This window comes from Pleurocapsa sp. FMAR1 (assembly GCF_963665995.1).
Taxonomy (GTDB): Bacteria; Cyanobacteriota; Cyanobacteriia; order Cyanobacteriales; family Xenococcaceae; genus Waterburya.
This window is the reverse complement of the sequence record NZ_OY762512.1, coordinates 2,396,753-2,412,415: the sequence shown is the minus strand read 5'-3', so window position 1 is coordinate 2,412,415 and position 15,663 is coordinate 2,396,753. Positions and strand designations below refer to the sequence as shown.

Genomic DNA, 15,663 nt, shown 5'->3' with positions numbered 1-15,663 from the left:
ATTGCTATAAATCTAAATTACTTTCATGTTCTTGAAAAAACACTTTGCGCCTTTGCGTCTTGGCGTGAAACTTATCTCAAATAACTTTCTTGACTTAAAAAGGCGATCGCCTTTTCAGCCCTACACATCAAAAATGCGATCTCTGTTTACAATTGACATAGTAATTTTCAGCAATCTTTCGAGCAAAAGTTCCATGTTTTATCCCTCATTCTTCATAATCTCATCCCTTTAAAGTCTTACTAGGTTTTTATACCTTTATCGGTTATTCTTTGTCTGGGAATATTTATTTCATCAGCGAGATTAACAAACATCTCTCGCTTTTGGATAAGCTAGATAAATAAATCTAGCTTCGTGGGTGGCAAAGAGAGGAATCGATTGAGCAAACAAATAACCCTGGTAGAACGATTACAAGAACAAGCGAGTATACAACCCGATAAAAGGGCGTTTACTTTCTTAGCCGATGGTGAAACTGAAATAGATAGTCTCACATATCAACAATTGAATGAAAAAGCTAAGGCGATCGCTTCTGTGTTGCAAAGTTATAATGCTCAGGGGCAAAGGGCGTTGTTGCTATACCAGCCAGGACTAGACTTTATTACGGCTTTTTTGGGTTGTTTATATGCTGGAGTGGTAGCTGTTCCCGTTTATCCACCTCGTGCCAATCGCTCGCTTGAACGTTTAAGAGCGATCATTACCGATGCGGAGGCAAGTTTTGCTTTAACGACTAAATTGATTCAAGATCAAATTGTTAGCAAGTTTGCCAATCATAATGCTAGTTCAAAAGTCAGATTTATCGCCACTGATACTTTTGAACTTAATCTATCCTCAGCTTGGCATCATCCAGAAATTACCACAAGAAACTTAGCTTTTTTACAATACACCAGTGGTTCAACGGGTAAACCTAAAGGAGTAATGGTTAGTCATGGCAATTTGATGGCTAATTCGGCTGCTATTGAACAATATTTTCAAAACAAGCGCGAGCATAATCTTGTATCTTGGCTTCCTCCTTATCATGATATGGGCTTGATCGGCTCGATTATCCAGCCAGCCTATGTAGGCTCGTCGATGTATTTGCTAGCACCTGTAACCTTTTTACAGCGTCCTTACCGTTGGTTACAGGCAATTTCTCGTTATAGAGGGGTAACTAACGGAGGTCCTAATTTTGCTTACGATCTCTGTGTCGATCGCATTACTCCCGAACAAAAAGCTAACCTAGATTTAAGTTGCTGGGAACTAGCTTTTTCAGGTGCCGAGCCAGTCAGAGCCAAAACTATCGAGCGTTTTAGTGAATACTTTCGCGACTGTGGTTTTCGCACGGCAGCTTTTTATCCTTGCTATGGCATGGCAGAATCTACTCTCATGATTATAGGAGGAGATAAGCATCAAGAGCCAGTTACCGCTAGCTTTGAAAACCAAAAACTTGAAGAAAACCTTGCTGTTTCGACTAGCAGTGCAGAAAATAAAACTACTTTAGTTAGTAGTGGACGCAATCTTCCAGGACAAAGACTGGTTATTGTTAATCCTCAAACTCTAACTAAATGTTCAGACGGTGAAATTGGGGAAATTTGGGCGAAAAGCGACAGTATAGCCCAAGGCTATTGGGGTCTTGACCAACTAACTACCGCTAGCTTTAATGCAGTATTGGCTGACACTCAAGAAGCAGGATGGTTACGTACAGGAGATTTAGGCTTTTTACAAGCAGGAGAGCTATTTGTTACAGGGCGTTTGAAAGATTTAATTATCATTCGCGGACGCAATTACTATCCCCAAGACATTGAACTAACTTTAGATCTTGCCCATGAAGCAATTCGAGCCGGTAATGTAGCCGCTTTTGCTGTGGAAGTTGCGGGAGAAGAAAAACTAGTTGTCACCGCAGAAATAAAACGGACTTATCTGCGTAAGCTTGATGTAAATGAGGTAACAAAGGCAATTCGGCAAGCAGTAGCTCAAAATCATGAACTGCAAATCCATGCCATAGTTTTGTTAAAGACAGGCAGTATTCCTAAAACCTCTAGCGGTAAAATTCAGCGTCATGCCTGTGAGGCAGGATATTTAGATGGCAGTTTGAATACCGTTGGGGAATATAAATCGCTGGAAGAAAATGGTCGTTTGCCCCAACAAAATAATGGTAGTGGACGGGGCTTACAAGGGCTTGACGCAGGTTCAAGCCTCAGCCCCTCCGTTTCGCCAGATAGGGGCGTTTCGAGAGACACTTTCGTTGGGCGGGTTTCCCGACTTGAGAAAAGTGTCGAACCCGAAGGGCGAAACGCCCCTACGGGATTTAATCAAAAACAGAATCAAATTCAAAATTGGTTAATTGAAAATCTGGCGCAGCGTATAGGCATATCCGCATCAGAGATAGACATCTATGAACCCTTTGCTAGCTCTGGTTTAAATTCCCTTGCAGCAGTTAGCCTCTCGGCAGATTTAGAAGACTGGCTGGATATAAAGCTGTCCCCCACCATCGTTTATGACTATCCAAATATCGCCGAACTAGCTGTCTACTTGGCAAATGATCGCGATGTTCAATCTGGGCGAACAGCCGTTCGCCCCTACGAGTTACCTAATATTCAATCAGACATAGCTATTATTGGTGTTGGCTGCCGTTTTCCTGGAGCAAATGATCCCGCTCAATTCTGGCAACTGTTGCGAGATGGCAAAGACGCGATCGCCAAAAGCGATCGCTGGTCAGGTTCAAGCTGGGGTGGCTTTATTGAAGATGTAGATCGCTTCGATCCACAGTTTTTTGGCATTACTCCTCGTGAAGCTCAAAGTATCGATCCACAACAAAGACTTTTACTAGAAGTTAGCTGGTCGGCTTTAGAAGATGCAGCAGTAGGGAATAAGAATCTAGCAGGTAGCAATACGGGCGTATTTATTGGCATTAGCAGCAGTGATTATTCTCAGTTACGTTTTCATTACGGCTTAGATGTTGATGCCTATGTAGGCACAGGAAATGCCCATAGCATTGCTGCCAACCGTCTTTCCTATCTCTTTGACCTAAAAGGTCCTTCGATGGCGGTAGATACGGCTTGTTCTTCGTCTCTGGTAGCGATACATCTTGCTAGTCAAAGTTTAAAAACAGGGGAATGTAACCTAGCGATCGCAGGTGGGGTCAATTTAATGCTCTCTCCTGAACTGACTCAAACCTTTACTCAAGCTGGCATGATGGCAGAAGATGGACGCTGTAAAACCTTTGATGCAGACGCGGATGGCTATGTGCGTGGTGAAGGCTGTGGCGTAGTTATTCTTAAGCGGTTAGCAGATGCTCAAAGAGATGGCGATCGCATTTTAGGAGTTATTAAAGGTTCGGCTATTAATCAGGATGGACGTAGCAATGGTTTGACTGCTCCTAATGGACTGTCTCAACAGGCAGTAATTCGCCAAGCTTTGGCTAATGCTAATCTTTCCCCTGCCGAGATTAGCTACATAGAGTCTCACGGCACGGGGACATCTTTGGGCGATCCGATTGAGGTTAATTCTCTCAAGGCTGTTTTAGGTCAAGAAAGGGAGCAATCTTGTTATCTTGGTTCACTCAAAACCAATATTGGACATTTAGAATCAGCAGCAGGAATTGCTAGCTTGATTAAGACCGTACTTTGTCTGCAACATCAGGCTATCCCGCCTAATTTACACTTTAAACAGTTAAATCCTTTAATAGATTTAGCTGATACAGGCATTACTATTCCTCAGCAACTACAGCCGTGGTCAACTTTGGGTGACACAAAATATGCTGGAATAAGCTCTTTTGGTTTTGGTGGCACAAATGCTCACGTGATCTTGGGTGAGTTGTCAAATACTGTTGGGGAAAGTAGGGAATTAGGGGATTTGGGTAATGGGGAAAATGATAAATTACCCGAACGTCCTTTGCATCTGTTAACTCTCTCGGCAAAAAGCAAACCTGCGTTAAAAGATTTGGTATTGAGTTACAAAGACTATCTTCAGGACAATCCTGATATAGCTTTGGGGGATATTTGCCACACTGCTAACACAGGACGAACTCATTTTAATCATCGTTTAGCGATCGCCGTTAAGTCCAAAACTCAGCTTCAGAACAAATTAGCCAACTTTAGCGTCGGACAACTTAAAGGAATTGCTCACGGTGAAGCTAGCAACAGCAATCAAAATCAGGTAGCTTTTCTGTTTACAGGACAAGGTTCGCAATATGTGAACATGGGTTATCAGCTATATCAAACTCAACCAGTATTTAAAAAAGCTCTCGATCAATGTGCCGACATTCTTGATTCATATCTAGAAAAACCTTTACTTGAAGTCTTATATCCTGGCAATTCTTCTCCTCATCCTTCATCCCTTTTAGATGAAACTGTATATACTCAGCCAGCTATTTTTGCCGTAGAGTATGCTTTGGCGCAGATGTGGATGGACTGGGGAATTAAACCATCAGCCTTGATCGGACATAGCGTTGGTGAATATGTGGCTGCTACCGTTGCTGGGGTGTTTAGTTTGGCTGATGGACTAAAGCTGTTGGCTACAAGGGGTAAATTAATGCAGAGTTCATCCCACAAAGGGGAAATGTACGCAGTTTTTGCCGACGAGACTACAGTTAAATCAGTAATTGAGTCATTTCGAGAGCAAGTGGCGATCGCAGCTATTAATAGCCATCAAAGCGTTGTCATTTCTGGTGAGGAAACCGCAGTAAACTCAATAATTAGTAAATTTAATCCGCAAAAAATCAAGAGCAAGCAATTAACGGTTTCTCATGCTTTTCATTCGCCGTTAATGAATCCTATTTTAGAAGATTTTGCTAAGGTTGCTGAATCGATTGAATATAATCTGCCTCACATTAAACTAATTTCTAATATTACAGGCAAAACAGCAACAGCAGAAATTGCTACGGCACAATACTGGATAGATCATATTGTTGCACCAGTAAGGTTTGCCGATGGAATGCAAGCTTTGCAGCAAGAATGTAATATTTTTCTAGAAATTGGCTCAAAACCTATTTTGCTAGGAATGGGACGTTCAGTATTAACTAATAGTAAAGTTACTAATTATTGGTTGCCTAGTCTGCGTCCTCGCAAAAAAGATTGGCAGCAAATATTACAAAGTTTAGGTTCTTTATATGCTACAGGAGTAGAAATAGACTGGCACAGTTTTGAGCGGGGTTACAATAGGCAAAAAGTTAGCTTACCTACCTATCCTTTTCAGAGAGAAAGTTATTGGTTAGCCAAAAAAACAAATGCTAACAGTAAAGTCGAGGTGTTTTTACCATCTAGAGATAAGTCTAAGTTTAGACAGCCTGATTTTTATCAGATAAATTGGCAAGCTTATGAAGGTAGTTTGAATAAGAAAACTGTTGCTCAAGAAAACAATCAATCTTGGTTGATTTTCGCTGATACAAATGGTTTAGGTGAAGAAATAGCAGCTAAGTTAAAACAAAATAGTATTTTAATTAGCGATCGCCATATTGATTCTGCCAACCTTGCTCAGTTATTTAAGCAGCATCAAGAACTAGCAGGAATTATTTATTTGACAGGCTTAGATAACCCTGAGTCACAAACTATTGCCGAAATTAATAATTATCAGCAGCAGCAGTGTACTAATGTTTTAAATCTACTTCAGGCTTTAGCTCAAAACTCGATTAATGCGCCTGTTTGGTTGACCACTAGAGGAAATCAAAATATTGAGCATAATCTTCAGAGTAACACCGTTGCATCAAGCTGTCTCTGGGGTTTAGCTCAGGCGATCGCCATAGAACATCCTAAATGTTGGGGTGGAATTGTTGACTTGGCTATCGAACCTGAAGCTGATGAAGTTAATAGCTTGCTTGCGGTTATTACTAATAAGAATAAAGAAGATCGTTTGGCTTTACGGCAAGAAAATATTTATGTACCTCGTCTAAGTAAAACAGCAAATATTAAACCGACACGAACTGTAGAAATTAAAGATGACGCTGCTTATTTAATTACGGGTGGCTTAGGTTCATTAGGGTTACAGGTTGCTCAGTGGCTAGCAAGTAAAGGTGCAAAAAATCTATTACTTTTGGGTAGAAGCAAACCATCAGAATCTGCTCAACAGGAAATAAATAAACTAGAACGACAGGGCGTTACAGTTAATATTGCTCAGGTTGACATCACCGACTATGACGCATTAAAAGACATTTTTAAAAGTCAGGGAGAAATCAGCAATGTCTCCCCAAGTCCCCAAGTCTCTACGTCCCCACTGCCCATAAAGGGCATCATCCATGCTGCGGGAATATTAGATGATGGCTTGTTACAAGGACAAACTTGGGCAAGATTTGAGCAAGTAATTGCGCCAAAAGTTACTGGTGCTTGGAACTTACATCTCTGCACACAAGATATTGAGCTAGATTTCTTTGTCTTATTCTCTTCTGTAGCTTCCTTGATTGGTTCACCAGGACAAAGCAATTACAGTGTGGCAAATGCTGGCTTAGATGCGATCGCTCGTTATCGTCAAAGTCAAAATTTACCCGCTTTGAGCATCAATTGGGGTGCTTGGGGAGAAAGCGGCATGGCGGTTAAGCAAGGAGTTAAGATTCCAGGCTTGGATTTGATTAATCTCCAGGCGGGATTAGCAGCTTTAGAACAGTTATTAACTAGTGAATTAACTCAGGTAGGGGTTATTAGTGCAGATTGGCAACAGTTAAGTCAAAAGTTTGCTTATTTAAAAGAGTCCAATTATTTTTCACAATTAGTTAGTCAGTTGGAGGATAGTAATCAGTCGGCAGAAAATCTGATTTTCCCAGAATTGTTGGCAACTGAAGTCGCTCGACGACCAGAATATTTAACTCAATATTTACAAAAGGCGATCGCCGAAATACTTCAAATCGAGGCAGATGATCTTTCTGTTAACTCAAGTCTGCTAGATATTGGTATGGATTCATTGATGGTGATGGAAGCTATCAACCAGTTAAAAACTGACTTACAGCTAATTCTCTATCCTAGAGAATTTTATGAACGTCCCCGAATTGTCAATTTAGCCGAATATTTGGCAAAGGAATTTACTAAAACCCATGAACAAGCAGTTAAGTTAACTAGTAAAGTTCGTTCGCAACCAAAATTTAATCTCCTAAAAGATAAACTGCCCCCTGCTGCCTTTATCCTCTCCAGTCCTCGTTCTGGTTCAACTTTGTTGCGAGTCATGTTAGCAGGACATTCTGGGTTATTTTCCCCTCCAGAATTGCATTTACTTCCTTTTGACAACATGACAGAGAGAGAAGCGCAATTGGGAGTTTCTCAACTAGGGGAAGGACTAAAACGCGCTTTTATGGCACTAAAAGGTATTAGTGCAGTCGAAAGCCAAGCATTAGTCGCAGAATTAACCCAAGAAAATCTTTCTGTAGCAGAGGCTTATCAGATGCTTCAGCAGCTAGCAGGCGATCGCCTTTTGATCGATAAATCTCCTACCTACGCCAGCAACCGAGAGACTTTGACCAAAGCAGAAACTATCTTTAACAATGCCAAATATATCCATTTAGTCCGTCATCCTTACGCAGTTATAGAATCCTTCGCACGAATGCGGATGGATAAGCTGGTGGGATCGGTTGATGGGGATGCCTATCAGCTTGCGGAATTAATCTGGCGCGACAGTAATCAAAACATATTCGACTTTGCCCAGGATATTGACCCTGAACGATACCATTTAGTCTATTACGAAGACTTGGTAAGCAAGCCTCAAGCAGTAATGACCCAAATTTGTAATTTCTTAGAAGTTCCTTATCATGAGGCTGTATTAACTCCTTACCAGGGCGATCGCCTAACCGATGGTGTTAACGATACCGCAATGTCTTTGGGCGATCCTAATTTCTTGAATCATCAAAAGATTGATGCAAAATTAGCTGAAACTTGGCAAGAAATAAAACTACCTTCTTTATTAAGTACATATACTCAACAACTTGCCAGTCAGCTAAGGTATGAACTACTTCAAGAAGCTAACGCTGACGTAGTAGATTTATTGATGGAGGAAACTCTGATCACTATTAGAGGTTTGAAAATCTGTCTCTGCACCTGGGGACCAGAAGAAGGACCTTTAGTTCTTTGCTTACACGGTATTTTAGAACAGGGTGCAGCTTGGTCAGAAGTAGCAATTCGCTTGGCGCAAAAAGGCTATCGAGTAATTGCCCCAGACTTACGGGGACATGGCAGAAGCGATCGCCTTGGCAAGGGCGTATCCTATAACCTCATTGACTTTTTAGGAGATATTGACGCTATTGTCGAGAATTTAGCAGGTAGAGCCTTTATTTTAGTGGGACATTCTCTAGGTTCAGTCTTGGGGGCTATATTTGCCACTATTCGACCTCAAAGTATCAGAAATATTGTGTTAGTAGAAACAATTTTACCTACAGCCAACGAAGATGATGACCCTACAGCTAGCTTAACCAACCAGCTAGACTCTATGGCTGCACCTCCAGAACATTTAGTGTTTCCTAATGTCGAAGCAGCAGCCGAACGTTTAAGAAAAGCCACTCCAGCTATTACTCATTCTTTAGCGATGATCTTAGCTGAAAGAATTACCGAACCCTGTGAAGGCGGAGTAAGATGGCGTTGGGAACCCTTATTGCGGACTAGGGCTGGTATCAGCTTAAATAGTATCGGGCGATCGCGCTATTTAAAACTATTGAAAAAAATTAAAGTACCTATTACGTTAGTTTACGGTGACAAAAGTAGCTTTAATCGCCTAGAAGACTTAAACCAACAGCACGAGGCTATGCCCAATGCTACCAAAGTTGTGGTTTCTGGTGGTCATAATCTCCCTCTAGAAGCCCCCTCAGCTTTAGCAAAGATTATTAGCAGTGCCGTAGCTTTAACAAATAAGCTAATTCCTTAGAACTTTACATCTTTTGGCAACTGCTCATAAAGCTCAAACCATTGTCAGATGTAGTTTTAATGACCTGAATATGCGTTGGACTGAATAGGGTGATTAATTTTTTAATAAAAGATTAATATTTCTTAAGTAAATTCAACTAGAATCATTTGCTAAAAGTTGTATTTTATACTTTTTGTGAGCGCAGCAATCTTTTAAGGTATGACCATGTGTAATGTCTAGCAAAGGATAAGCGTTATGGGATACGAACCAAGAACACAGGCTGTCTATCAAGTTACCGAAAGAGGAGCGATCGCAGTTAAGCCCCCTGATACCCTCGAAAGTGTGTGGGCAAAAGATGTCTTTAGTTTAAACAAGATGCAGGCTGGTCTTCCCAAGGCAGTTTTTAAATCACTCAAGAAAACTATTCAATCTGATGCCAAACTCGATCCTTCGGTAGCCGATATTGTAGCAACAGCCATGAAAGATTGGGCAATATCTAAAGGCGCACTTAACTATGCCCACGTATTCTATCCCTTAACCAACGCCACAGCCGAAAAGCACGATGGTTTTATCTCGGTACAAAGTGATGGCACGGTAATTTCTGAGTTTTCTGGTAAAACCTTAATTAAAGGCGAACCCGATGGCTCTTCTTTTCCTAGCGGTGGTATTCGCTCAACTTTTGAAGCCAGAGGCTATACAGCTTGGGACGTTACTTCCCCTGCATACGTCATGGAAACCGACAATGGCGTAACCTTATGTATACCCACGGTATTTGTTTCTTGGACGGGGGAAGCTCTCGACAAGAAAATTCCTTTGTTACGCTCGATTGAAGCGATGGATAAATCTGCCAGAAAAGTTCTCAAACAGTTGGGCTGTAGCGATGTTGCTCCTGTTAACTCTAGCTGTGGCGCAGAACAAGAATACTTTTTGGTTGATGCTGCCTTTGCTAATAGTCGTCCCGATTTACTGATGACAGGAAGGACTTTGTTCGGTAAACCTCCAGCTAAAGGTCAGCAATTTGACGATCATTACTTTGGCGCAATTCCTGAGCGAGTTCAGGTTTTTATGCAGGAAGTAGAAAGAAGAATGTACTGTCTGGGCATTCCTGCCAAAACTAAACACAATGAAGTAGCACCAGGTCAGTTTGAGCTTGCACCTTATTTTGAATCTGCTGATGCTGCTGCGGATCATCAGCAGCTAACCATGACCATTTTACGCAATACTGCTAAAAAGCACGGTTTTGTTTGCTTACTTCACGAAAAACCATTTGCAGGCATTAATGGCTCTGGTAAGCACGTCAACTGGTCGGTTGGAAACTCAACCCAGGGCAATCTGCTCGATCCTGGAGACGATCCACACGAAAACATTCAATTTTTGACCTTCTGCGCTGCGGTTATTCGGGGAGTACATAAGTTTGGTCCTTTGCTGCGTGCTGTAGTAGCTACTGCCAGCAACGATCATCGGCTAGGTGCAAACGAAGCTCCTCCAGCAATTCTTTCTGTTTACTTAGGGACTCAATTAGAAGATGTATACGATCAAATTCAGAAAGGAGAGCTAACAGGATGTATGCAAAGTGGCACTATGGATTTTGGTGTGCCAACTTTGCCTACATTTGCCAAGGACTCTGGGGACAGAAATCGAACCTCTCCTTTTGCTTTTACAGGTAATCGTTTTGAATTTCGCGCTGTAGGTTCTAGCCAGTCAGTTGCTGGTCCCTTAATTGCCATGAATACAATTTTGGCGGATTCTTTAGACTGGATTTCTAACAAACTTGAAGGGGAATTATCAGCGGGAACTGAGCTTGAACCAGCTATCTTCAGCATAATTAAAGAAATTATGGACACTCACGGTGCGGTTGTTTTTGGAGGAGATGGGTACTCAGAAGCATGGCACAAAACGGCAGTAGAAGAACGTGGTTTGCTTAATCTACCTACTACCGCTGATGCTCTACCATATCTCAAAGATAAGTCGATTGTAGAGTTATTCGAGAAAACTGGCGTTCTTTCACCTAAAGAATTAGAAAGTCGTTTTGAAGTTTATGCAGAACAATACATACTCTCAATTGAGGTCGAAGCCAAGCTGATAGTTGACATGGCGAAAACCTTATTTTATCCCGCAGCGGTTAAATACGTAACTGAATTATCAACGGCGATCGCTGGATTTAAAGAATTAGGACTTGAGTTTAATCTCAAAATTGCCAAAAAAGCTGGCGAGCTAACTAACGAAATAGTGGAACAGACGAGTAAATTAGAAACAGCTTTGGGCAAAGAAGATTTTGACTCAACAGAAGCACATATGCAGTATTTTGCTAAAACTATTCGTCCTCTAATGGATGAAATTAGAGAATGTGCAGATGCTCTAGAAGGAGAATTGGCTGATGAACTTTGGCCTTTACCTAAGTATCAAGAAATGTTGTTTATTAAATAACATCATTATTTGTAGTATAGCTTTAGGTTTGTAGGTAGTGACATCAGGTTTATGTAGGGGCTATTCGCCCCTAAAATTCATATTGTCCTATAGCACAGTTGGTATTGCTATATCTAGTAGTAAATACCATTTAATTTGGTATAAGTTTTATCCCTTATCGAGCGCAAAATCGTTCCAAGTAAGTCTCAGAATTAATGAATTTCAAATTATCAAGAAACAAGAATATATCGCTACCAAAGAATAAAGGTATTCTGCCAAGTTCACAGTCTAATGCTTCAATTCCTCAACCTATAAAGGTAATATTTAGATATTTTCCGCCCTACTGGCTTGCTTGTATTCCTTTAGCAGCATTAATAGTAATAGGCCAGAATGCAGCAGTCTCCGCTCAAGATTTTGAAGCTCCTAAAAACTTCGATGAGCTTAGAGTGATGCTGGACACGGTTTTTATCTTGTCTAGTTCGATTCTAGTAATCTTTATGAATGCTGGATTTGGAATGCTAGAAGCGGGATTTTGTCGCCAAAAAAATGCAGTCAATGTTCTAGCAAAAAACCTGATCGTATTTGCGATCGCAACTCTTGCTTACTGGGCAATTGGTTATGGCTTAATGTATGGAGAAGGTAATTCTTTAATCGGTACTCACGGCTTCTTTTTTAATGGCGATGCTGCTGCTTACGGTGATGATCCCTACCCCCTAGCAGTTCCTCCAGCAGTTTCTTTTTTGTTCCAGGTAGCCTTTGCTGCTACGGCTGCAACCATCGTCTCTGGTGCTGTAGCAGAACGAATTGAGTTTTCTGCTTTTCTGATCTTTAGTACCTTGCTAGTTGCTATCTCTTATCCTATTACAGGACATTGGGTGTGGGATGGAGGTTGGTTAAGCGAAATGGGCTTTAAAGACTTTGCTGGCTCTACGGTGGTTCACACCGTAGGTGGCTGGGCAGCTTTAGTCGGTGCTTTTATCTTAGGCCCTAGATTGGGTAAATACCAAGAAGGAAGATCTAGCGCAATACCAGGACATAATATGGGCTTTGCAACTCTAGGTTGTCTAATCCTGTGGATTGGCTGGTTTGGGTTTAATCCTGGTTCAGAACTGGCAGCAGATGCCAACGTTCCTTATATTGCTCTGACAACTAATTTAGCAGCAGCAGCAGGTGGTACAACTGCTACCCTTACTTCTTGGGTCAAAGACGGCAAACCCGATATATCAATGATTATCAACGGTATTTTAGCTGGATTAGTTGGCATTACCGCTGGTTGCAACGATGTTAGTTATGTCTCCGCCGTGATAATTGGCGCGATCGCTGGTATAATTGTCGTCTTCTCAGTTGGTTTTTTCGACAATATCAAAATTGATGACCCTGTTGGTGCAACTTCAGTTCACTTGGTCTGTGGTATTTGGGGAACTCTCGCGGTAGGTATCTTTGGTAGCGGTAATCTTTTGACTCAAATCATTGGAGTTCTGGCGGTAGGAGCGTTTACTGTGGTCTTTAGTGCCATTGTTTGGACTTTGCTGAAGGTAACTATCGGTATTCGAGTTCACGAACCAGCCGAAATCCAAGGTTTAGACATTAGTGAACACGGTATGGAGGCATACAGTGGCTTTGTTAAAGAGTCTGATGTCTTGAGTGGGGGTGTAAAGACTGCGGGGATAAATGTAAAGCAAAGTAAAACTTTAAGATAAACCAAATCTAAAAGCTGTAATTTTTTTTACAGCTTTTAGATTTGTAGCTATATAGCTATTGAGTAATCAATTAACTACAGAGAAATGGGAAATATGAGTAATAAACAGGCAAATGGTATCGCTGAAACCGAAAAAAACGGCAAAAAAAGTAAAGACAAATCAAAAAAACTAAGCAAAAAAAAATATAAAAAAGAACTGAAAAAGCTACAGCTAGAGCTAGTTAAATTGCAACGATGGGTGAAAGAAAAAGGTTTAAAAGTTGTAGTGCTTTTTGAGGGTAGAGATGCAGCGGGTAAAGGAGGAACAATAAAACGCATTACTAAACGTTTAAATCCCCGTATTTGTAGAGTGGTAGCTTTGGGGACACCCAGCGATCACGAAAAGAATCAATGGTATTTTCAAAGATACGTGGCTCATCTCCCCGCAGCAGGAGAAATAGTATTATTTGATCGCAGTTGGTATAATCGCGCTGGGGTAGAAAAGGTAATGGACTTTTGTACCTATGATGAATACAACGAATTTATGCGCTCGTGTCCTCAATTTGAAATGATGATTCAGCGATCGGGTATTATCTTAATTAAATATTGGTTTTCGGTTAGCGACCATGAACAGGAAAAACGTTTTCAAGCTCGAATCGAAGATCCGACAAAACGCTGGAAAATTAGCCCCATGGATTTAGAAGCCAGGGAAAAATGGATAGATTATTCACGAGCCAAAGATGATATGTTTGCTGCTACAGACGTTCCTGAATCTCCTTGGAATGTAGTAGAGGCTGACGTTAAGAAAAAGGCAAGATTAAACTGTATTAGTCATCTGCTTAAGAATGTTCCCTACGAAGATTTGCCAGCCAGAAAGATTGAATTGCCAGACCGCCAAAAAGCAATAGACTATGAACGCCCACCAATAGATACTCAAAACTTTGTTCCAGCTAAGTTTTGATGGGAATTTTGTTAGCTAAGTTCAGAATTTCAACAGCAGTGCGATCGCAAACTCCAACGGTACCTAAAAGCGATCGCATCTGTTGATATCCTGCAATTATTTCTTGTCTAGTTTGAACATTTGTTAAAAGTTGCATCGCTTCAGTGGCAATATTATCGGCAGTTACATCTTCTTGTTGTAATTCGGGAACTATTTTTTGATTTAGGAGCAAGTTAGGTGGTGACATCAAGGGAATAGAAAAGCGCAGTATCTTACGGGCTATCCAGGCAGTCAAAGGATTAAGGCGATAGATAACCACCTGGGGAATATTGAGCAAGGCAATTTCTAGGTTAACCGTACCTGATTTGGTAATAGCCAGATCCGCAGCAGCGATCGCGTCTATAGTCTCGTCACCCGTGAGGATTTTCGCCGGTAGATTATGTTGTTGGACTGCTGAGGTGATTGCGTCTCTGTAGCTAGGCAGAGATACTGGAATTAAAAATTTAATGTTAGGTTGCTGCTGCTGAATTTGCTGTGCAGCCTGACAGATAACGGGTAGCAGATATTTAATTTCCTGCTGGCGAGAAGCAGGTAAAAGAGTAATAATCTGTTCTTCTGGCTCAATACCTAGATTTAGTCGGGCTTGATTTCTATCTGGTGCAGTTGCCAGGCGATCGAGCAAAGGATGCCCCACCCAGGTAACGTCAATATCTTGATCGCTAAAATACTTAGCTTCGGCAGGAAAAATTGCCAGTAACTTATCTACAACCTGGGCAATTTTGGAGGTATTATTTAACATTGGTACTGCCCAATCTTGGGGGGCAATGTAATATACCACTGGTATTTGAGGAAAATGCTTTTTTACATAGCTAGCCAGAGCTAAATTAGGAGTAGGATAATCAATCAAAACTAAAATATCAGGGGTATTGGTCTGAATATATTTTTTAGTCAGGCTTTGAATCTTGATCGTTGGTAAGACAAACGGTAATCCTTCAATAAATCCCATTGAGCCAATAGCTGCGGTATTGGCAATAATATTTGCTCCTGTTGCCTCCATGCGATCGCCACCTAATCCAGCAATTTCGAGATCGATATTCTTTTGTGCAGCTAGTTTATACAAGGACTCAATCAACATTGAACCCTGTAAATCTCCAGAAACCTCTCCTGTACTGATAAAAATTTTCATATAAAGATTTTATTTAAATTAAGTTATTGTCAATACCCTGGTTGATTTTAGACGTTAAATATTGATAGTTAATAAATCATTACTTATTACTTAAAACGTCATGTCAAATAATACGCCAAGTACGAATACCGAATTAGCTAAAGAGCGTAACCGCGCAGCAGCAGAACGCACTCTCATGGCGTGGATTCGTACCTGTTTGTCACTAATTAGCTTTGGATTTGGGGTAGACCGTATTGTAACGACATTGCAAAAAGATTATATGGACGACTCGCTTTATATAACCCGAATTTTGGGTCTTTCTTTTATCGGCATCGGCACTTGTGCAATTTTCCTAGCAGCCTTTGAACATCGCCAAGAATTACGACATATTCAACACGAAAACTATAGATATAAATCTCGTTCTTCTCTGGCTTTTGTTGTTGCCATATCAATATTTGTCACAGGGATATTTGCTTTTGTGGGTATTGTGATTAAGTCTTCTGGAAGTTGAGTAGCGATCGCCAAAATTAGTCCGTTTACTACCTGATGATTCCTGAATTAGCATTAAGTTCAATTTAAGGCTTGACTCATTATCCAGAATTGAATTGTGTCCGACTAAAATTAATTAAAGGCAATAATATTAAATCTTTTTTATGAATAAGTTCTTGGCTTGTAGACAAGCCAAGA

Annotated in this window: 6 protein-coding genes; 5 read left to right on the top strand and 1 reads right to left on the bottom strand. The window is 40.9% G+C overall.

The genetic code is table 11. From position 1 onward, the window contains the following. Nucleotides 1-375: 375 nt before the first annotated feature. The 4 genes from SLP02_RS11650 (at nt 376) to ppk2 (ending at nt 13,832) form a co-directional block, all read left to right on the top strand. Nucleotides 376-8,808: a hybrid fatty acyl-AMP ligase/type I polyketide synthase gene (locus tag SLP02_RS11650; protein WP_319420823.1), complete on the top strand. Its 8,433-nt coding sequence runs from the start codon at nt 376-378 to the stop codon at nt 8,806-8,808. A gap of 234 nt (nt 8,809-9,042) precedes the next feature. Further along, nucleotides 9,043-11,214, top strand: a complete 2,172-nt coding sequence (locus tag SLP02_RS11645; protein ID WP_319420822.1) for a glutamine synthetase III family protein — start codon at nt 9,043-9,045, stop codon at nt 11,212-11,214. 194 nt (nt 11,215-11,408) lie between these two features. After that, a complete protein-coding gene (locus tag SLP02_RS11640) occupies nt 11,409-12,893 on the top strand; it encodes an ammonium transporter (RefSeq protein ID WP_319420821.1) in 1,485 nt (494 codons plus the stop codon). 93 nt (nt 12,894-12,986) lie between these two features. After that, nucleotides 12,987-13,832, top strand: coding sequence for a polyphosphate kinase 2 (ppk2, locus tag SLP02_RS11635; protein WP_319420820.1), 846 nt, complete (start codon nt 12,987-12,989; stop codon nt 13,830-13,832). Here the strand turns inward: ppk2 and lpxB are convergent. Then, the gene (gene lpxB / locus SLP02_RS11630; RefSeq protein ID WP_319420819.1) at nt 13,822-14,997 is read right to left on the bottom strand and encodes a lipid-A-disaccharide synthase; all 1,176 of its coding nucleotides are present in this window, start codon (nt 14,995-14,997) and stop codon (nt 13,822-13,824) included. The two genes, ppk2 and lpxB, sit on opposite strands and share 11 nt — an antisense overlap. Nucleotides 14,998-15,097: 100 nt before the next feature. Between lpxB and SLP02_RS11625 the strand changes: the two genes are divergently transcribed. Next, nucleotides 15,098-15,487: a YidH family protein gene (locus SLP02_RS11625; RefSeq protein WP_319420818.1), complete on the top strand. Its 390-nt coding sequence runs from the start codon at nt 15,098-15,100 to the stop codon at nt 15,485-15,487. Nucleotides 15,488-15,663 lie beyond the last annotated feature (176 nt).